18 protein-coding genes and 1 tRNA gene are annotated in these 20128 nt (G+C 67.5%); 14 read left to right on the top strand and 5 right to left on the bottom strand.

What is annotated here, in order from left to right; all coding sequences use genetic code 11:
* The first annotated feature begins 63 nt into the window (after positions 1–63).
* Entirely contained in the window at positions 64–810 is a 747-nt protein-coding gene (locus ACWEWT_RS33800; protein WP_452564912.1) for an oxidoreductase, read from the top strand.
* A 572-nt stretch (positions 811–1382) separates the two neighbouring features.
* On the opposite strand, the gene ACWEWT_RS33795 is transcribed toward ACWEWT_RS33800, so the two are convergent.
* Positions 1383–2216 (bottom strand): HAD family hydrolase, encoded by an 834-nt coding sequence (locus ACWEWT_RS33795; RefSeq protein ID WP_452564911.1) that lies wholly within the window; start codon positions 2214–2216, stop codon positions 1383–1385.
* A 376-nt stretch (positions 2217–2592) separates the two neighbouring features.
* Here ACWEWT_RS33795 and ssd point away from each other — a divergent pair, with 376 nt between their 5' ends.
* The 7 genes from ssd to ACWEWT_RS33760 all read left to right on the top strand — a co-directional run bounded on the left by ssd (position 2593) and on the right by ACWEWT_RS33760 (position 7652).
* On the top strand, positions 2593–3699 hold the full coding sequence (gene ssd / locus ACWEWT_RS33790) for a septum site-determining protein Ssd (RefSeq protein ID WP_452564910.1): 1107 nt from the start codon (positions 2593–2595) through the stop codon (positions 3697–3699).
* Complete coding sequence (locus ACWEWT_RS33785; RefSeq protein ID WP_452564909.1) at positions 3696–4895, top strand: TadA family conjugal transfer-associated ATPase; 1200 nt, start codon at positions 3696–3698, stop codon at positions 4893–4895. The genes ssd and ACWEWT_RS33785 overlap by 4 nt, the downstream gene beginning before the upstream one ends.
* Entirely contained in the window at positions 4895–5716 is an 822-nt protein-coding gene (locus ACWEWT_RS33780) for a type II secretion system F family protein (protein ID WP_452564908.1), read from the top strand. Before ACWEWT_RS33785 ends, ACWEWT_RS33780 begins: the two co-directional genes overlap by 1 nt.
* Before the next feature lie 87 nt (positions 5717–5803).
* A complete protein-coding gene (locus tag ACWEWT_RS33775; protein WP_452564907.1) occupies positions 5804–6400 on the top strand; it encodes a type II secretion system F family protein in 597 nt (198 codons plus the stop codon).
* Between the two features lie 213 nt (positions 6401–6613).
* The gene (locus tag ACWEWT_RS33770) at positions 6614–6778 is read left to right on the top strand and encodes a DUF4244 domain-containing protein (RefSeq protein ID WP_452564921.1); all 165 of its coding nucleotides are present in this window, start codon (positions 6614–6616) and stop codon (positions 6776–6778) included.
* Positions 6779–6804: 26 nt separating this feature from the next.
* Positions 6805–7185 (top strand): TadE family type IV pilus minor pilin, encoded by a 381-nt coding sequence (locus ACWEWT_RS33765; protein WP_452564906.1) that lies wholly within the window; start codon positions 6805–6807, stop codon positions 7183–7185.
* Positions 7182–7652 (top strand): Rv3654c family TadE-like protein, encoded by a 471-nt coding sequence (locus tag ACWEWT_RS33760; protein WP_452564905.1) that lies wholly within the window; start codon positions 7182–7184, stop codon positions 7650–7652. Before ACWEWT_RS33765 ends, ACWEWT_RS33760 begins: the two co-directional genes overlap by 4 nt.
* Positions 7653–7862: 210 nt before the next feature.
* Here the strand turns inward: ACWEWT_RS33760 and ACWEWT_RS33755 are convergent, their stop codons facing one another.
* Positions 7863–10259, bottom strand: a complete 2397-nt coding sequence (locus tag ACWEWT_RS33755; RefSeq protein ID WP_452564904.1) for a DEAD/DEAH box helicase — start codon at positions 10257–10259, stop codon at positions 7863–7865.
* Positions 10260–10691: 432 nt separating this feature from the next.
* Here ACWEWT_RS33755 and ACWEWT_RS33750 point away from each other — a divergent pair, with 432 nt between their 5' ends.
* From ACWEWT_RS33750 to ACWEWT_RS33730, 5 genes are all read left to right on the top strand, one after another.
* Complete coding sequence (locus ACWEWT_RS33750) at positions 10692–10898, top strand: cold-shock protein (RefSeq protein WP_011206895.1); 207 nt, start codon at positions 10692–10694, stop codon at positions 10896–10898.
* Between the two features lie 1060 nt (positions 10899–11958).
* Positions 11959–14877 carry a type I DNA topoisomerase gene (gene topA / locus ACWEWT_RS33745; protein ID WP_452564903.1) on the top strand — a complete coding sequence of 973 codons (2919 nt, stop codon included), beginning with the start codon at positions 11959–11961 and terminating at the stop codon, positions 14875–14877.
* Positions 14878–15009: 132 nt separating this feature from the next.
* Positions 15010–15516 (top strand): mycothiol transferase, encoded by a 507-nt coding sequence (locus ACWEWT_RS33740; RefSeq protein ID WP_452564902.1) that lies wholly within the window; start codon positions 15010–15012, stop codon positions 15514–15516.
* Positions 15517–15590: 74 nt separating this feature from the next.
* The gene (locus tag ACWEWT_RS33735; RefSeq protein WP_452564920.1) at positions 15591–16781 is read left to right on the top strand and encodes a DNA polymerase III subunit delta'; all 1191 of its coding nucleotides are present in this window, start codon (positions 15591–15593) and stop codon (positions 16779–16781) included.
* Positions 16782–16837: 56 nt separating this feature from the next.
* Positions 16838–16913: transfer RNA gene (locus tag ACWEWT_RS33730), tRNA-Thr, on the top strand.
* Between the two features lie 14 nt (positions 16914–16927).
* Here the strand turns inward: ACWEWT_RS33730 and ACWEWT_RS33725 are convergent.
* From ACWEWT_RS33725 to ACWEWT_RS33715, 3 genes are all read right to left on the bottom strand, one after another.
* On the bottom strand, positions 16928–17194 hold the full coding sequence (locus tag ACWEWT_RS33725; RefSeq protein ID WP_452564919.1) for a tyrosine-type recombinase/integrase: 267 nt from the start codon (positions 17192–17194) through the stop codon (positions 16928–16930).
* 94 nt (positions 17195–17288) lie between these two features.
* Positions 17289–17627 carry a hypothetical protein gene (locus ACWEWT_RS33720; protein ID WP_452564901.1) on the bottom strand — a complete coding sequence of 113 codons (339 nt, stop codon included), beginning with the start codon at positions 17625–17627 and terminating at the stop codon, positions 17289–17291.
* Between the two features lie 555 nt (positions 17628–18182).
* Complete coding sequence (locus ACWEWT_RS33715; protein WP_452564900.1) at positions 18183–18602, bottom strand: hypothetical protein; 420 nt, start codon at positions 18600–18602, stop codon at positions 18183–18185.
* Positions 18603–19209: 607 nt separating this feature from the next.
* Here ACWEWT_RS33715 and ACWEWT_RS33710 point away from each other — a divergent pair.
* Entirely contained in the window at positions 19210–20124 is a 915-nt protein-coding gene (locus tag ACWEWT_RS33710) for a hypothetical protein (protein WP_452564899.1), read from the top strand.
* Positions 20125–20128: the final 4 nt, after the last annotated feature.

The raw sequence follows: 20128 nt of genomic DNA, 5'->3' as shown, positions 1-20128 counted from the left end.
AGTCCGCTCACGCCGCGGGGTCAGCGCTCGCCCGGTGGCTCGGCGGCGGTAGCGTGCTGATCCGTGACCGATCCGCTCGCGCCGCTCATCGAACTGCCCGGGGTCCGGGCTGCCGCCGACAAGGCCCGGGACGCGCTGGCCGAGGTCCACCGGCACCGGTCGAACCGCAGGGGCTGGGCCACTACCGCAGCCGAGGCGGCGGTACGTGCCGCACGCTCGTCGGCAGCACTCGAGGGCGGCAGCACCGAGCTGCCTGCCGACGGCAATATCGCCGACCCGATCCTGGCCGGCGCGTTGCGAGTGGGACAGGCGCTCGACGGCGACGCGCTGCGGAATCTGGTCGGTATCTGGGAACGGGCGCCGCTGCAGGCTCTCGCCCGCCTGCACCTGCTGGCGGCCGCCGATCTGATCGACGACGAGGACGGACTGGGCCGCCCACGGGCCGACGGCGGTGTCGCGCAGCGGCTGGATGTCCTGGCGCAGACGTTGCTGACCACTTCTGCGCCGGCGCCGGTCACCGCGGCGGTGGTGCACGGTGAACTACTGACCCTGAAACCGTTCGGTTCCGCGGACGGATTGGTCGCGCGCGCCGCGTCCCGGTTGGTGACAGTGTCGAGCGGCCTGGATCTCCGCGCGCTCGGAGTGCCCGAGGTCTTCTGGTTGCGGCGGCGTCAGGCATATCTCGACGCGGCCGCCGGGTTCGGTTCGGGGACCGCTGACGGTGTGGGCGGCTGGGTGCTGTTCTGCTGCGGTGCGCTGGAGGACGGAGCGCGGGAAGCGACATCCATCGCCGACGCGGCCGCCGGCTGACGCGCCACCGGCCGACGGGCGGCCGGACAGCGCCGCCGGTCGCCTCGGCGGTCGTGGGCAGCCGGTCGGCCGGCGTTCCCGTCGGGGCCCGAGGCGCGGGCGCCCCGGAGAGATCTGGGTGATACCTACTTCGGCGACGAAACTTCCCGCGCACGTCAAAGCGGGCGGCGTGGTCCTTGGACCTCACCGCCCGCGAGCACGGACTACCTGGTTACCATGCGTGCTGGTTTGGGTTGTGTTCTCCGGCCTCGGCGTTCCTCCGGGCTCCGCAGCAGCTCATCCCCGCAGCTATGCGAGGCCATCGCCGGCAACGGACCGGATTTCGCAGGCCCACAACGCTTCTGCCCTTGTCGCGGCGAGCTCCGCGTGGGTGCCTGGAGTCCGTGCTGGGAAGGGTGGGACGGGAGACTGAGCCTTCTCTTCCGACTCCGCCTTGGCCTTCCTTCCTTCCGTGCCTCCATTTTTACACTGTGACTGCACTCACATCAAGGGTTGACGCAACTTCGTGGAACAAATGGAAACCGGGCTCGTCGATCGGAGTTACATGCTATAAGTCCTGGTCGTGGGGGTGCTCACCGTCGGCGTAGTAGTCGGTAGGTCACCGCTCCCGCGGCCAGCGCGCTGATGCCGACAGCCAGTCCCGTGGCCACCGTTTTCGAAGGTGCCTGGAACCGTGACCACAGCGATACCGGGTTGGAGAAACTCAGGACGGGCCAGCCCCGGGTCGCCGCCTCGCGGCGCAGAGCGCGGTCGGGGTTGACGGCGGTGGGGTGGCCTACCGCGGTGAGCATGGGCAGATCGGTGACCGAATCGGAATACGCGTAGCAACGTGAGAGGTCGTAACCCTCAGTGGCGGCGAGCTTCTCGATAGCGGTGACCTTGCCTTCGCCGTAACAGTAGAAATCGACCGCACCGGTGTACTTCCCGTCCACGACCTCCATCCGGGTCGCCGCGGTATGAGTCGCGCCCAGCGCCTCGGCGATCGGTCCCACCACCTCCTCGCCGGAGGCGGAGACGATGACCACATCGTGGCCGCGGATGCGGTGATCGGCGATGAGGTCGACGGCCTCCGCGTAGATCAGCGGGTCCACCAGTTCGTGCAGAGTGTCCGCGACGATCGACTGGATCTGGGCGACATCCCAGCCCGCGCACATATCGGTCAGATGCGCACGCATACGCTCCATCTGGTCGTGATCGGCACCGGAGAGCAGGAACATGAAATGGGCGTAGCTGCTCTCGAGCACCGTGCGCCGGCTGATCAGGCCCTGGTCGAAGAATGGCTTGCTGAACACGAATGTGCTCGATCTCGCGATCACTGTCTTGTCCAGATCGAAGAAGGCAGCGATGCGGCCGTTCTCGCCGTGCCGATCGCCGGGAGATGGTGTCGTATTGCCGAAGCCCGTCACCGCTCCAGGATAGGCATCGACATGTGGCGTGTCGTGTCCGATATGCGCTCGCTCACGTTCTGACCTGTGGTTTTTCCGGCTCCTCCGAAGTGGGGGTGACCTGCGGAACTTCTTTGTCGTCGGGCTTGCGTTCCGGTCGGTGCTTGGGTGTAGTATTGCTGGCACCTGGACATGTTCCAGGCGCGTTCAGCCCGACCCCCCGGGGCTGAACCCCGACGGCCCCAGCCTCCTCCCCCCCCGGCTGGGGCCGTCCTCTATTCGGGTGCGGTTTCCGGTGGGACTCCGGCCGGTTCGAAAAGTTCTCCACAGCCCGCGAGTTGTCCACAATCGCCGCGGCGGCCCGTTCCGATGCGTTCGGCGGGGCCACGCTGAGTCCATGGATCAGGAACCGACGTCCACCACCGGGGACGCACCCGCGGTGTTGGTGCTCATCCGGGACGACCGGCTACGTGAGGAGGTGCGCCGAGTCGCCGCCGCGGCCGGCCGGCGGATCGAAGAGAACGAGGCACCTGTCGGCAGGCATTCCTGGTCCGCGGCGCCGCTCGTGGTCCTCGATACCGCGGCCGCGACAGTGTGCGCGACCACCTCTCCGCCGCGTCGTGACGGAGTGGTGACGGTCACCGACGGTGAGCCGGAACTGGTCGATTGGCAGGCGGCCGCGGTGATCGGTGCCCAGCGGGTCGTCGCACTACCGGATGCCGCGGTCGAGCTCATCGAGAAGTTCGCCGAGTACGGCCAGCAGCGCGCCGACGGTGGAGTGGTGGTCGCTGTGGCCGGAGCGGGTGCCGGGGCCGGAGCCTCCGTTCTCGCGGCCGCCACGGCCCTGTGCTCGGCCTCGACCGGCTTCCGTCCGCATACGGTGCTGGTCGACGGCGCACCCCAGGGCGGCGGCCTCGACCTGTTGCTCGGTATCGAGGCCACGCCCGGTCTGCGCTGGCCTGATCTGGTCGTGGACGACGGCAGAGTCGCCGCGGCCGAGCTGCACAATGCCCTTCCCGCCGCGGGCGCCGGTCTGTCGGTGCTGTCCTGTGGCCGGGGCGGTGGGCGGACCGGTCCCATCGGCGCCGCCGCGGCGCATGCCGTGGTCGAGGCCGCCCGGGGCGCAGGCGATCTCGTCGTCTGCGATATCTCCAGTGAGCGGGGCCCGCATACCGACCGGATACTCGACGCCGCCGACCTCGTGGTGCTCGTGGTGCCCGCGCAGTTGCGCGCGGTGGCGGCCGCCGGTGCGGTGGCGGAATGGATTGCGCAGCGCAATCCGAATCGTGGCCTGGTGGTACGTGGTCCCGCGCCCGGAAACCTACGCGGCCGCGATATCGCCGAGGTACTGGGACTTCCGCTGCTGGCGGCGGTCCGGGCGCAGCCGGGACTCGCCGGGCGGCTCGAACGCAGCGGATTGAGCGTTCGTCGCGGCCCCCTGCGCGACGCGTGCGGTGCGGTGCTGGCGGTACTGAGCCCACCGGATCGGCGGAGAGTCCGATGAGTACTGCCGCCGAGCCCGCCGGGGTGGTCACCACCGAACTGCTGGAGCGAGTGCGTGAACGACTGGCCGGAGATCACGCCGAGCCCGAGCCTGCCCGGGTCGCTGCGGCCATCCGTGCCGAAGCCGGTGGGATGCTGGGAGATACCGATCTGCTGCGTGCACTGCGACTGTTGCAGACCGAGCTCACCGGCGCCGGAGTGCTGGAGCCCCTGCTGCACGATCCGGCTGTCGCCGATGTACTGGTCACCGCCCCGGACGCGGTGTGGATAGACCGAGGTAGCGGGGTGGAACGCACCTCGACGACCTTTCCCGACGAGGCGGCTGTCCGCCGGCTGGCACAACGCCTGGCACTGTCGGCCGGACGACGGCTCGACGATGCGCAGCCCTGGGTCGACGGGCAGTTGTCCGGCCGGGAACTTCTGCTGGGGACACATTTCGGCGTGCGCCTGCATGCCGTGCTGGCACCGATCGCGCGGGGTGGTACCTGCCTTTCGCTGCGGATTCTGCGCCCGGCGACGCAGGGCCTGGACGCGCTCGTCCGGGCGGGTGCGGTGCCGTCCGAAGCGGAAACCCTCCTGCGCGAGATGATCCGCGCCCGGTTGGCCTTCCTGGTGGTAGGCGGGACCGGAGCGGGAAAGACCACACTTCTGTCCGCGCTGCTCGCCGAGGTGGATCCGGGCGAACGCATCATCTGCGTCGAGGACGCGGCCGAACTCGCACCGCCACATCCGCATGTGGTCCGGTTGGTCGCGCGCCCACCGAATATCGAAGGGGCGGGGGAGATCACGCTGCGCGATCTCGTCCGGCAGGCGTTACGGATGCGGCCGGATCGCCTGGTGGTCGGCGAGGTCCGGGGCGCGGAAGTCGTCGACCTGCTGACCGCATTGAACACGGGGCACGACGGCGGCGCGGGGACCGTCCATGCCAACTCGCCGCGGGAGGTGGTAGCCCGGCTCGAGGCACTGGCGGGGCTGGGCGGGATGGACCGGGCCGTGCTGCACAGTCAACTGGCCGCGGCGGTCCACGTGGTGCTGCACGTCCGGCGTCGCGCCGACGGGTTCCGGTACCTCGGGGAAATCGGTGTGGTGCAGCGGGATTCCGGCGGCCGGGTGGAGATCTGTCCGGCCTGGCGGGCTACCGGGCCCGCGCCCTCCGTGGAGCCATTCCGTGCGCTAATCGCGGAACGGTCGGGGTGATGTTCACCGGCGCGGGGTCGGCGGGCCCTTCGGCGGCGGCGTTCGGGTGTGTGGGGCTGGCATTGCTTCTCGTACCGGTTCCACCGGGGAGGCGCCGGTTCGGCGCTGTATTCGAAATGGCTTCACCGCAGAGCTTTCCGATTCGCCGGGCGTTGATCGCTGTGGGCTGTTTCGGATGTGTGCCCGCGCTGGTCCTGGGCAGCGGCAGTTTCATGGCCGCATTGCTCGTCTCGGGAACAGTAGCGCTGCGGTTACGCCGTACCCGCCGGATGCGTCTGCACCGTACCGAATGTGCCCACCTGCTCGACGGCCTCGAAGCCGTGATCGCCGAGTTGCGGGTCGGGGCGCATCCGAGCACCGCGGCGGCCGCAGCAGCCCGGGAGACCGGTGGAATCGCGGCCGCGGCGTTCGCGGTCGGGTCGGCGCGAAGTCGGTTGGGTGGGTCGGGTGCCGAAGGATTGCTCCGTCCCGATGCTGTGATCGCCGCCGAACTCGGCCGAATCGCCGACGCCTGGCGGGTCGCCGAACGCCATGGTCTCGCGCTGGCCGAGCTGTTGTCGGCAGCGCGGGCCGATCTAGGCGCGCGGATCAGATTCCGGAGCCGTACCGATGCCTCGCTGGCGGGAGCCCGCGCGACCGCCACGATCCTGGCGATTCTGCCGCTGCTCGGTGTGGGCCTGGGGCAGCTGATGGGTGCACAGCCACTCCATGTGCTGTTCGTTTCGCCGATCGGGCGATACCTGCTGCCGCTCGGTACCGGTTTGGCCTGCGCGGGGTTGCTCTGGGCAGACGAGATAACTCGACGGGTTGTCCCGCGGTGAGTACGCGTCCGCTCGTTGAATCCTGTTGCGGCCAAGGGCCGCTCAGCGGCGGCGAGACCGCACAACAGAGTTCTGGGGGAAGAAGCGATGACAGCCCAAACCTGGCCGTTCGTACTGCTCTCGGCTGCGTTCCTGCTCCTACCGGCTCGGGTCCCGGTGGTGTTCCGCCTGTCCGCTGCCGCGGCTCATCGCGATGTACGGGCCCGGACGGTCCCTGCGACGCCCGACCCGGTCGCCATCGCGACGCTGTTCGATCTGCTCGGTGCCTGTCTGCGCGCCGGGTTGCCGCCGGCCACGGCACTTCGCGCGGTCGCTCCGGCAGCGCCGGGTGCGCTGGCCGATCGGCTGCTACGGGTCGCCGACCTGCTCGCCCTCGGGGCCGACGCGGCGGTCGCATGGGCACCGGCCGAATCGGGCGCACCGGGTGCGGCGGAATTCGATGCGCTCGCCCGGCTGGCGCGTCGCTCGGCACGGTCGGGTGCGTCACTGGCCGCGGCCATCGGAGAACTGGCCGGCGAGCGGCGTACCCAGGTGGAGGAGGAGGCGACCGCGCGTGCCGAACGAGCCGGTGTGCTGATCGGTGGACCACTGGGTCTGTGCTTTCTGCCGGCGTTCATCTGTCTGGGCATCGTGCCCGTGATCATCGGTCTGGCCGGCCGAGTGCTCGGCGGCGCGGCCCTATGAGCACGGCACCGGAGACGGGTGGTGACGGCAATACCGCCGGGGGCGCCGGCCCGGCCTCCGACGGGTCGGCAGTGGCGGATACCGAGACGTGCTCGTGCGGATCGGCTGTACGAGGCGAGAAGAGAGGGGAGTCGGATGCCGACGAGTCGGACAATGCTGCGGTCTGTACAGGAGGTGCTGCGTGTGGCACAGGCGAGGGCGAGTACTCGCGTGATGAGCGCGATGTCGGAGGACACGGGGATGAGCACGGTCGAGTACGCGATCGGGACCATTGCCGCGGCAGCCTTCGGGGCGGTGCTCTACACGGTGGTGACCGGCGAGAGCATCCCCGACGCGTTGACCGGGATCATCGAGAAGGCACTGAACACGAGCGTCTGAGGTCTACAGGCGGCTCACCCGGCACCGTGACTGCTCTCGGGAGCAGCTGCGCGCGGGCGCTCCGGCGACTGGATTCCGAGGAGACCGGGTCGGCAACTGTCGAGGCGGCGATCGCCCTCGGTGCGATCGCCGTCACTGCCGCGCTGTGTGTGGGAGCCGTGTTCGCGGCGGTGACCCAGGTGCGCTGCGTGGACGCCGCACGTGAGGCGGCCCGGCTGGCCGCCCGCGGTGACCGAGCTGTGGCGGTCGACGCCGCGCGCCGGGTAGCACCGGACGGGGCCGTGATCTCACTACGTGACGAGGGCGATCGCGTGATCGCACTCGTCACGTCGGATACCCCGTTGTTACCTGCACTGGAACTCCGAGCGGAGGCGGTCGCGGTACGGGAACCGGACGTGCGCCCGTGACCCAGGGCCGAGAGACACCACCGGTGTCGGGGGTGCGGCGAGCGCGTCGGATATCGGGGGTTCGATTCAGTAGTGGTCTGCGCCGGAGAATCCTGCGCCAGGGAACGCTGCGCCGACGGCGAGAGGAGGGCTCGGCGACGGTCACCGCTTGTCTGGGACTGGCCGCACTGATCGTCCTCACCGCTCTCGTAGTCCAGTTCGGCGCGGTGGTGGTGGCACGACACCGTACGCAGGCCGCGGCGGACCTTGCGGCCCTGGCCGCGGCAGGCGAACTGTGGAACGGAGCGGAAGCCGGATGTGCGGCCGCCGAATCACTTGTACGGAGGATGGGGGCGGGAGTTGTGCAGTGCGAGATAGCGGGCTGGGATGCCGTGGTCTCGATCGAAGAAAAAGTACCGTTGGGTCCGTTCGGGGAACGGAGTATACGAGCGGTTGCACGAGCAGGGCCGGTCGGAGAAGCGGCGTGATCGCTCTTTGTCGAATTTTGTTAACGACGAATACGGTATTCGCTCAGTGGCGGCAATTAATGGCCCGCTACCCGAATTCGTCATATGTTCCGGAATGGATACGAATGCGCCTTCTGTAGCTACCGACCGGTCTTATGGCAACAATTCAGTTAATATGATGCTTATCCTCTTAATTCCAGTGGGCGCGGGGCGTAGTCTGCCCGCTGCGAATCAGTCGGCAATGCCGTGACCACCAGCGTTGCCCATAGCTGAGGCGCATCGACGGTCCGGTGCGGCAAGTTCCGCCAGAATCGCCGTCAACAAGCGAATCGCCCCTGCTTTATCGAGGGGGTCGTTGCCGTTCCCGCACTTGGGCGACTGCACGCAGGACGGGCATCCGCTACGGCAGGAGCAGGCCTCGACCGCGGCGAGAGTGGCGCCGAGCCAGCGTCGCAGCATCGAGTACCCGCGCTCGGCGAATCCCGCACCGCCGGGCTGCCCGTCGTAGACGAAGACCGTGGGTAGGCCGGTATCTGCATGCTGAGCTGTGGAAACACCCCCGATATCCCAGCGGTCGCAGGTCGCTACGAGCGGTAGTAGGCCGATCGCCGCGTGTTCGGCGGCGTGCAGCGCGCCCGGGGTCGCGGCAGGGTCGATCCCGGCCCGGCTCAGTAGTTCGGGTGTCACGGTGTAGAGCACCGCCGTGGTCGGCAGCGTTTGCTCGGGCAGATCGAGTTCGACCAGGTCGAGAACCTCGCCGGTCACCAGGGTGCGCAGATATCCCACCACCCGGCTCCGTACGGTGACCTCCGCGAAAGCTGCCGTGACCTGGCCGAAGGTCATACTCTCGCGCATTGTGTCCACGGTCAGGGAGGTGACTTTGCGGGCGCTGGTGGTCCAGCCGGGGGTATCGGCGCGGACCAGTGCGACGCCGCCTTCGAGATCCAGTTCCTCGACCAGATAGCTTTCGCCCTGGTGCAGATGGACCGCGCCTTCGTGCAGGGTGGCCGGGGCGCGACCGGCGTCCGTTGTACCGAGTAGCCGCCCGGTCTCGCCGACCACTATCGCGACCTGGGTGCCGATACCGCCGCGGACGTCGACCTCATCGTGCGGTGGTCCGGCGGCGGTGTAGAACCACCGGCCGTCACCGTCGGTTCCACGCCGCCGGACGAGCCCCTGATCTGCTAGGTCCATCAGAACTCGCGCGGCTCCGAGCGCTTCGGCCTCCGCTTCGCCGAGCGGCAGTTCCATGGCCGCGCACAGCAGCTGCGGGCCCAGCACGTAGGGGTTCGAAGGGTCGATGATGCTGGCTTCGACGGGCCGGTCCAGCAGTGCTTCGGGATGGTGCACGAGATAGGTGTCGAGGGGGTCGTCACGCGCTACCAGCAGGGCCAACGCTCCCTGTGTGCGGCGCCCGGCTCGGCCGATCTGCTGCCGGAACGAGGCGACCGTCCCGGGGAACCCGGCCAGTACGACCGCGTCCAGACCGGCGATATCGACGCCGAGTTCCAGCGCATTGGTAGTCGCGGCGGCGAGCAGTGAGCCGTCCGACAGGCCGGCCTCCAGCGCTCGCCTGTCCTCCGGAAGGTAGCCGCCACGATAGGCGGCGACACGTTCCGCCAGGTCAGGGTCGATTTCCGCGAGTCGCTGCCGGGTGTGCACGGCGATCAATTCCGCCGCTCGGCGTGAGCGGGCGAACGTCAGGGTCCGCGCGCCCTCCACCACCAGATCGGCGGTGATACGCGCCGCCTCCGTGGTGGCGCCGAGCCGCACCGGGGCGCCGTTCTCCCCGGTCACCGCAGTGAGCAGGGGCGGCTCCCAGAATGCGACCGTGCGCGGTCCCCGCGGCGACCCGTCCTCGGTTACCGATACGCAGTCGGCGCCGATCAGCCGGGACGCTGCCGCGGCGGGAGCGGCCGCGGTCGCGGAACACAGTACGAATACCGGGTCTGCGCCGTAATGGGCGGCCAGCCGGCGCAATCGGCGCAGCACCAGCGCGATATGGGAACCGAATAAGCCCCGATAGGCATGGCATTCGTCGACAACGACATAGCGGAGCCGGCGAAAAAAGCGTGACCAGCGGCGATGCGAGCGTAAGAGGCTCAGGTGCAGCATATCGGGATTGGTGAAGAGCCAGCGCGCCTCCGCCCGGATCCACTGCCGGATCTCGGTGGGGGTGTCGCCGTCGTAGGCGGCGACGGGGATCCGGGACAGTGCACCGTGCCGGGTCAGTTCACCGACCATCCGGAGCTGGTCGGCACCCAGCGCCTTGGTCGGGGCGAGGTACAGCGCCGTTGCCCGTGGATCCTCGTGCAGGGCGGTGAGGGCGGGGAGCTGGTACCCCAGTGATTTTCCGGAGGCGGTGCCGGTGGCGACTACCACGTGCCGTCCGTGGTGGGCATGGTCGGCCGTGGCCGCCTGATGACTCCAGGGCCGTTCGATTCCTTCGGCCCGCAAGGCGCTCACCACAGCGGATGCGGCCCAGTCCGGCCATTCGGTCGTATCGGCCGACCGGCCCGGTATCTCGGTGATATGCGTCAGCCGCGAATCGGTGGCCGGAACGCCGTCGAGGACACGATTCAGCAACGATCGCCCGTAGGACTGATCTGGCCGCGTCTCTCGATTCATGCGTGGGTGCCTTCCGGGTCTCCGAGCAATGTGAAACACCGCCGTCCGCTCCGTACTACCTGCGGGTTCGATACCCAATAGCGATCTGGGTCACAGCTGGCTACTCGGTCCGGACGCTGGTTATCGGTAGGCAAACATACCGGAAGTTCAGATTCGGATGGGCTAACCCTTACCCCTGCATTCGCGAGATCATTTTTTTTGCAAATTGTCGGTAACTCCGCTGTTGAATTTCCCAAAGACATGGTTCACTGGGTCTCGGTCGCAAGCTTCTGTGTTCGAGGGACGGATGCAAAGTCCAAACCCTGGCAGGATCGATGTTGCGAACGGCATACGTTGGCCCCCATGGGAGTCCAGAGTAGCGCCGATCGGAACAGGCCCGGTGGACGAAACCCAGTTGTCCGCCGTTCCGAGTAAGAAAAGAGAAGGAACAGAATGGCACAGGGAACTGTGAAGTGGTTCAACGCGGAGAAGGGCTTCGGCTTCATCGCGCCCGAAGACGGCTCTGCGGACGTCTTCGTCCACTATTCCGAGATCCAGGGTTCGGGTTTCCGTACCCTCGAAGAAAATCAGAAGGTCGAGTTCGAGGTTGGTCAGGGCACCAAGGGCCCCCAGGCCACCGGAGTTCGCGCGCTCAGCTGAGCGAGTACACCTCCCAGTCCGTCCCTCGCCTCCCGTAACGGGAGCGAGGGACGAACTATATGTGGAGTATGCGTACCTCCGCGTTCGCTCCGGCCGTGCGCGCTTTGCGTACCTCCGCGTTCGCTCCGGCCGTGCGCTCTTTGCGTACCTCCGCATCCGTTCCGGCCGTGCGCTCTTTGCGTCCAGGCGCGTCCGCTCCGGTCTTGCGTGCTTTGCGTGCCGATGCGTTTGCTCGGATCCTGCGCCTTTTGCATTACTCCGCAACCGACCTGGCTGTCCGGCCTGTGTGTACCTCCGCGTTCGCTGCGGTCACGCGTTCGTCGTGTGCTTCGGTATTCGTCCGGGCTATGCGTTCGCCACATGCCGCGGTATTCGCTCCGATCATGCCGATCTCGCATATATCGGTGGCTGGTCGAAGCGGGTACTCCTCGCGTACTCCTGCGTCGGATCCGGCCGGCTGCTTTCCGCCCGGCATCGGCTCGGTGGCGTTCACGTGGATATCGCGCACCGGCGTATTCGGACCTGCTGCATGGTGGCCGAGGCCCGGAGCATTCGATCCGGTCTCGCGCTCCGCGCCGCATGGTGCTCGCGCGCTGCGCCCACGTGTTCGCGGACCCATGATGAACGTGCGTTCCGCACGTAACCCGATATCTCCTGCTGCTGTGTGCCGGCGACCCGCCCCGGCCCGTTCGGAGGTGGGGGAACGGTGCGCGGGTACTCCTCCCGGACACCTCGGACGGCGTACCACTCGTCCGGCGCCGGGTAGCGTCGAACGTGTTCCGCGCCACGCGCGGGCAGCAGGCGGATCGGCCTCGGCACACACCGGTCAATGTGCTACTGGGCGAATTCGTGATGCACCGTGCGTGCCGACCCCTGGCGCGGCACTGCATACTGAACGGCATCGACGCGCCATTGCCCGATGGTCGCAACCGTTCGACCACGCGCAGCGTCGGGGTATAAACGTGACTGGTGGTGATGTAGACCGTCACCATCCGCTCAGTCAGCCGCGTCCTGCGCTCCGCGCAGCGTTCCGCGGGTCGAGAAGGAAAGGGATTCACAGGTGGCAACACGAGACCGAAACGCAGCCGAGGCGGGTCGTCCCGTGCGTCGTCTCGTCATCGTCGAATCCCCGACGAAGGCCCGCAAGATAGCGCCCTACCTGGGCCGCGACTATACGGTCGAGGCATCGGTGGGCCATATTCGGGATCTGCCGCGCGGTGCGGCCGATGTCCCGGCCAAATACAAGGGCCAGGACTGGGCGCGGCTCGGAGTCGACGTGAACAACGACTTCGAACCCATCTACGTGGTCAGCCCGGAGAAGAAGGGCAAGGTCACCGAGCTGAAGGGGCTGCTCGCCGACGCCGACGAGCTGTATCTCGCCACCGACCCCGACCGTGAGGGCGAGGCCATCGCCTGGCATCTGCTGGAAACGCTGAAGCCGAAGGTCCCGGTCCGGCGGATGGTGTTCCACGAGATCACCGAGCCCGCGATCCGCGCGGCCGCCGCTGATACCCGTGACCTGGACAACGACCTGGTCGACGCCCAGGAGACCAGGCGCATCCTGGACCGGCTCTACGGCTACGAGGTCAGTCCCGTGCTGTGGAAGAAGGTCATGCCGAGGCTGTCGGCGGGCCGGGTGCAGTCCGTCGCGACGCGCGTCATCGTGCAGCGCGAACGGGAGCGGATGGCGTTCCGCTCGGCCGAATACTGGGATATCGCCGCGAAGCTCGATGCCGGTGGGGAAGCCGATTCCGCCAATCCGCGCATTTTCTCCGCCCGCCTCGTCGATGTCGACGGGTCCCGGGTGGCCACCGGTCGTGATTTCGGCTCGGACGGCAGGCTCAAGGCCGACTCCCGGGCATTGGTCCTGGACGAGTCCCGCGCCCGGCGGCTCGCCGAGGCCCTGCACGGCACCGATCTGGTGGTGACCTCCGCCGAATCCAAGCCCTACACGCGCAAGCCCTACGCGCCGTTCATGACCTCCACACTGCAGCAGGAGGCGGGCCGCAAACTGCGGTTCACCTCGGAACGCACCATGCGTACCGCGCAGCGGTTGTACGAGAACGGCTACATCACCTACATGCGTACCGACTCGACCACGCTGTCCGAGTCGGCGATCAATGCCGCGCGTACCCAGGCCACTCAGCTGTACGGTGCCGAGTTCGTGCACCCCACCGCCCGGCAGTACACCCGCAAGGTGAAGAACGCGCAGGAGGCACACGAGGCGATTCGCCCCGCGGGCGATACCTTCGCCACTCCCGGGCAGTTGCATGCCCGGCTGGACAACGACGAGTTCCGTCTCTACGAGCTGATCTGGCAGCGCACTGTCGCTTCGCAGATGGCCGATGCCCGGGGTACCACCCTCACTCTCCGGATCACCGGCACCGCGGGTACCGGTGAGGAATGCGTTTTCTCCGCCTCGGGGCGCACCATCACTTTCCCGGGCTTCCTCAAGGCCTATGTGGAAAGCGTCGACGAAGAAGCCGGCGGTCAGTCCGACGACGCCGAGACCCGGTTGCCGCAGCTCGCCGAGGGCGAGGGCGTCACAGCGGTCGAATTGAACCCCGACGGGCACAGCACCAACCCGCCCGCCCGCTACACCGAGGCGTCGCTGATCAAAACGCTGGAGGAGCTCGGAATCGGGCGCCCGTCCACGTATTCCTCGATCATCAAGACCATCCTCGATCGCGGCTACGTCTACAAACGCGGTAGCGCGCTGGTCCCGTCCTGGGTGGCCTTCTCGGTGACCGGACTGCTGGAACAGTATTTCGGCCGCCTGGTCGATTTCGATTTCACCGCCGCGATGGAAGACGATCTGGACGCCATCGCCGGTGGTCGGGCACAACGCGGAAACTGGTTGTCCAGCTTCTACTTCGGCGGCGACGACGGCGCCGAGGGATCGGTCGCGCGGTCGGGTGGGCTGAAGCGGATGGTCGGGGAGCGGCTCGACGATATCGATGCCCGCGTGATCAACTCCATCAAACTGTTCAGTGACGACGCGGGCCGTGACGTGGTGGTGCGGGTCGGCCGGTACGGGCCGTACCTCGAACGAATGCTCACCAACCCCGACGATCCGGACGCCGAACCGACGTCCCAGCGCGCGAATCTTCCCGATGATCTCCCGCCCGACGAGCTGACCCCGGAGATCGCGGAGAAGCTCTTCTCCACGCCGCAGGAGGGCCGGCCCCTGGGCAACGATCCCGGCAACGGCCACGAAATCGTCGTCAAGGAAGGACGTTTCGGCCCGTACGTCACCGAGATCCTGCCGGAGCCCGAAGAGGATCAGGCAGCCAAGAAGACCGCGAAGAAGAACAACGGGCCGAAACCGCGTACCGGGTCGCTGTTCAAGTCGATGGACCCGGCGACGGTCACGCTCGAAGACGCGCTGAAACTGCTGTCGCTGCCGCGGGTGGTCGGTGCCGATCCGGCGTCGGGCGAGGAGATCACCGCACAGAACGGCCGGTACGGGCCGTACCTGAAGAAGGGCACCGATTCCCGGTCGTTGGCCACCGAGGACCAGATCTTCAATGTGACCCTCGACGAGGCGCTGAAACTCTATGCCGAGCCCAAACGCAGAGGTAGACAGGCCGCGGCAGCCGCGCCGCTCCGGGAACTCGGCAACGATTCCGCCACCGGGAAGCCGATGGTCATCAAGGACGGGCGCTTCGGGCCCTACGTGACCGACGGTGAGACCAACGCCAGCCTGCGCAAGGGCGACGAAGTGGAGTCCATCACCGATGAACGCGCTTCCGAACTGCTGGCCGACCGCCGTGCGCGGGGCCCGGTGAAGAAGGCCGCGAAGAAGACCGCGAAGAAGGCCCCGGCCAAGAAGACCGCCGCGAAGAAGACCACCACGGCGGCGAAGAAGACGACCACTGCGAAATCGGCGGCGAAGAAGACGGCGGCGAAGAAGGCCCCGGCCAAGAAGGCCCCGGCGAAGCAGTCCGCCGGACGGTCGGCCTCCCAGAGCGAAGACTAGGCGTACCTCCGCGTTCGCTCCGGCCGTGCGCAGATCGTCGACGGACCTCGCCCGGCGTTGTCCGTTGCGTAGCTGCTGTCGGACCGTCGAAGTAATGTCGCGCGCGATACCGTCCGACGACAAGGAGCACCGATGGTCACCGCCCGGGAACGCGAGGATCTCGTCCAACTGCTGGACGAGCAACGAGAGATGTTCCGGATCACCCTGCGGGGCATCGACGACGAGCAGGCCCGGCAGCGGACGACCGCCAGCGAACTGACGCTCGGCGGCCTGCTGCACCATCTGATCCGGTGTGAACGTGCGTGGACGAAAGTGCTGGTCGAGCGTGACGAGAACGCCGAGCAGAAGCTGGAAGACTACGAAGGCGAGTACATCATCGGCGACGGCGAGACAGTCGCCGGTCTGCTCGCCGAATGGGAACGCGTCGCCGCGAACACCGCCGAACTCGTTCGTTCGGTGGACGATCTGGACGCATCGATTCCCACACCCACCAATCCATGGGTGCCGGGCCGCGTGTGGTGGTCCGCGCGATTCCTGATCCTGCACATTCTGCGTGAGATCGCCCACCACAGCGGGCACGCCGATATCATCCGCGAACAGTTGGACGGGGCGAACACCACCGCCCAGCGTGCTGGATGAATATCGGTGCCTTCGCCGCGGCCGCGCCGTTTCGCGGATGGGCTCGGCCCGACTGCGCGTATTAGGGTGTGAACGTGGTGGGTGTCTTCGAGCGTCTCGTGGGTCAGGAATCGGTGGCGGCCGATCTGACCGCCGCCGCGGTCGCCGGCCGGACCGGCGTGGCCGAGGGCGCGATGACGCATTCGTGGCTGTTCACCGGCCCGCCCGGGTCCGGTCGCTCGATGGCCGCCCTGTGCTTCGCGGCCGCGTTGCAGTGCACCGATCCCGGCCCGCCAGGGTGCGGTCGCTGCCACGCCTGCACCACCACGATGGCCGGGACCCACGGTGATGTCCGCCGCGTGGTTCCCGAAGGCCTGAGCATCTCGACCAAGGAGATGCGCGGGATCGTGCAGATCGCGGCCCGCCGCCCGAGCACCGGTCGCTGGCAGGTGGTGGTGATCGAGGACGCCGACCGGCTCACCGAGGCCGCGGGCAACGTACTGCTCAAGGTGGTGGAGGAACCACCCGAGCGGACGGTGTTCCTGCTGTGCGCCCCGTCGGTGGACCCGGAGGATATTTCGGTCACCCTGCGCTCCCGCTGCCGGCACGTCCACCTGGCCACCCCGGCGGCCCCTGCCATAGCCCGGGTACTGCGCGAACACGACGGCCTCGATCCGGAGACCGCCGACTGGGCGGCCGCGGTCAGTGGTGGACATATCGGCCGTGCCCGCCGCCTGGCCACCGACGACGAGGCCCGTGACCGCCGCCGCCGCGCCCTGGACCTGGTGACCGCGGTATCTCGGGGCACCGCCTACCTCGCCGCCGACGACCTGGTCAAAGCCGCCGAAGACGAGGCGAAACAGCTCAGCGCCGAACGTGACGAACGGGAACGCGACGAACTCGCCACCGCTCTGGGCGCCGGCGGTACCGGTAAGGGTGCGGCGAGCGCGACTCGCGGTTCCGCCGGTGTCCTCAAGGATCTGGAACGCCGCCAGAAATCCCGCGCCACCCGCACCGGCCGCGATGCTCTCGACCGCTCTCTGCTCGATATCGCCGGCCTCTACCGCGACGCTCTCGCGGTGAGCTTCGGTGACCCCGCCGGTATCACCATGACCCACCCCGATATGGCCGACCGTGCCCGCGAGTTGGCGAAGCGGGTGCGCCCCGAGGGTCTGCTCCGCTCCATAGACGCGGTCCTCGTCTGCCGCGATGCCCTGGACCGCAACGTGAAACCCCGCTTCGCTGTCGCCGCGATGGCTGCCACCCTCATCGCGCAAACCTCCTGACCACCCGTTTCGCGTTCCCCGGCCGGAGACGATAGACTCGCCACGCCGAAAGGCACGCCGCCTTAGCTCAGTCGGTAGAGCGCTTCACTCGTAATGAAAAGGTCAGGAGTTCGATTCTCCTAGGCGGCTCCACTCGGAAACCGGCTCTAACCAGCTGATTTCCGCCCTCGGCGACGTTTTTGCCGAGACGTCGCAGTAGCCGTTCTGTCACGGTTTGTCGCAACGGCTTCCGAAGTGCCCGCTGCGGAGACCAGTGCATCGTCCTGGGAGTGCACGTAGGTGCGCATCGTGAACGCGCTGTCAGCGTGCCCCAGCCACTCCGCTATCACCGCGATCGGTACCCGCTGGAGATGCATCAGGGTCCCGCAGGTGTGGCGAGCATCATGCAGCCGGATCCGGCGAACCCCCGCCACCTTGGTGATCTTCTCCCAATAGTCGGTGAGGGTGTCCGGATGGTACGAACGGCCTGCCGGATCAATCACCACGTGTGTTCCCGGCCCGTAGGCCTCACCGAGCGCCAGCTTCTCCGCTGCTTGCCGCTTCCGAGCCGCCTTCAACTCGGCCCTTCAAGGTCGGTGTCAACGGCAGCGTCCGGTCGGAATCCTCTGACTTCGTGTCGTACTCAGTGGCTACCCCGTTGACCGATACCCGGTTGTCGGCGATGGTCAGAGTCCCGCGTTCCAGGTCGATGTCCGACCATCGAAGCCCACCGATCTCACCTCGCCGCAGGCCGGACAAAGCCAGGTGCCAGGCGTGGCCGTCGCGATCTTGCGACGCCGTGGCCAGCACCTTCCGCGCCTCATCCTCGGAGAAAGTGGCGTGCCGCTTCTTCTGCTTGACCGGCACTCTGTCGACGAGGGAGGCAACATTACGGACCAACTTGCCCTCGGCGATCGGAGCATCCAACACTGTCTCGAACCGGTCCGAGGTGGCATTGACTGTCTCCGGTGCCCAGGGCCCTTCGGTTCCGACCGTCGGCCTTTTCGGCAGTACCCGCGAGAAGGTCGGTCACCAGGTTATCCAGGTGCCGTTTCGAGAGCTTTTGCACCGGTTCTTCGCCATAGCGATCGCGGACGGGTTGCAGCGCGTTCTTGTAGTTCGTGGCCGTCGTTCCACGAACCCGCTTGCCCGCCGGCCAATCCAAGAGCGGCGGCGCCTGCGCGCCGCCGCCACGCAACCCGGCGTGGCCTGGCTGCGCTGGCGGCCCCGCCGGGCGCGTCGGCGGCACGCTGGCGCCACCCGCTACCGACCCCACATGGTTGATTTTCGATAACCGAGATGTGTGGGCACGACGAGAGCCGTACCCGACCTACCTCCCGCAGTCGCACACGAATCCGCCGGCACTCTGCCCGGTCAACCGGCTGTGGTCACGATTGACCGATTTTGCCGAGAGGCGCTGGGTCATGCGTCAAACCGGAAGGATTCGAGAACCCCAGGATCTCCAGTGGGGGCGTTGGTAAGACACCAAGTGTCGAAGTCCTCACGACGGAAGCGCGATTCGGCGGGGACCAGGCGTATCTGTGCGATCTTCGGGTCCATCCACCAGACGAGGAAGTCTGTGACGGTCCCCTCGGCGGGCCAGCTGCCGGCGTCGAAGGGAAGAAGCAGAACATCGACGAAACCGGCGATGGGAACACCGAGATCTATGAAGATACCGATCGCGCCCAGCCGTGGGACCCGAGCGACGGTTCCGGACAATTGCTGCCCCAGAGCGAGGTCAGCGCGCACTCGATCCCAGACGACCCAAACCTCCGGGTCAGCGTCTCGACCACCCCAGTGGTAGGGAAAATACGGTCGGTTCTGGTCGCGCTTCTCGGGCATGCCGATGAGCCTATCGACGGTGGTCCAATGGCAATATGCGCGATCTTCGGCCGCGTGGCCCTGGCGGCTCCGCATTTTCCCCGGGGTTCTGGGGCCGGGGCCGCCGGTCACGCTCCGGTTCCACTGGATAACTCTGCACTCTCGGTTTTCCCGTGGGTTGAAGCCACTATTCCGGCGGCGGCCGGAACCCCCGGACCGCGATGTGGGTTCGATGCTCAGGCAGGCGCAGCGGGATCTCGCCACCGGGGAACTCGGACGGTTGGCGGAGCGTGTCGGCGTGGTGCATTGAGCGGCCACGGCTGTGGCCGAGATCGGTGGATCAGACGCCGGGTCATTCTCCGGACTGCCGGTGCCCGCGGCACCGGCGCGGTTCGAAGACGGCGGGTTTCCGGCGCCGATCACCCTCGGGGCCGGGAGGGCACGCCGCTATGTACCGGTTCGATCAACCCTCGAATCACCATGGGCGAGAAGATCGTTGGCCTGCCGTACCGTCTGACCAGCACAGGCCATCAGATGTGCTGTCCGACCACGTACCTCATGCCGGGATCCATCCCGGCTGTCCGCACTTTTCCGACCGGTTGCCATGTCGCCCCAGGTAGTTTCCGAAGTGATCCAGCGTCTTGTCGGTGCGGCGCGAGGTGTGGAGAAAGTCATCGGCGATCGTGAGTTGCGGGTGCTCGGCAGAGAACTTCGCCGGACCGCCGGGTTGGAGCAGGCCGATATCGGGGCCGCACGTTCGTTGCGCGGCATCGGCGACCCCGATACCCGGGCGTATATGGAGGGGCAGTTCGCCCGGGCGCGGGCGGACGAGCGGGCTCGGGCCGGCCGGGAGGTTGCGGTCGAACTCGAGCGGATCCGGTCGTCCGGTGTTCGGTCGCGTTGGGTCAACTTCGTCGAAACGGAGGTGCCCTGCCGGAAGTTCGAGGCGTGGATACACGCGCCGACCGAGGGCCCGCTTCCGGCGCTCGGCCCGGATTCCGGTATGAACTGCTACGAAATGCTCTTCTACGCCGCGGTTCAGCGGAAAAGAATGAGTCACGCTCAACTCCGCGAGCTCTACAAGCCTTTGCGAATCGGCGGTACCCCGCGCGCGCACTTCCCGGCCTCGCCTTATTGGGGGAAGCGGGTGACGGCGGGGATGCTTCCGCACGGGTGGCGGCACTACACCCCGGGAGATCCCGACGGCCTCGACCTGGAGCCGGGTCTCGTGGTGATGTGGGGAAACGGCAGTCATGCCGCGGTCACCAGCGGGGGTTTCCGCGGTGTGGGGCCGGCGCGATCGCCGGAGATCTATTCGTTCTTCCCGCCGCCGAAGGACTTCCTGACCAGGTCGTACTCCGAAATCCGGAATCCGGTGACCGGCACTGTCGAGAGCACCGGATCGATCGGCACGGTGACGGACGCTGTCCAGCTCACCAGCATCGACGAGTTGACGCCGCATCTCATACCCGGCGAGGTGGGGAGACATTCGCCGGCGCTGCCGCCGACGATCCGGATCGGACCGGGGCCGTGGTCGCTGTGACCGG

The sequence above is a fragment of the Nocardia sp. NPDC003963 genome, from assembly GCF_053605105.1.
The sequence above is the reverse complement of the archived record's forward strand: the minus strand, read 5'-3'. Positions and strand labels throughout refer to the sequence as shown.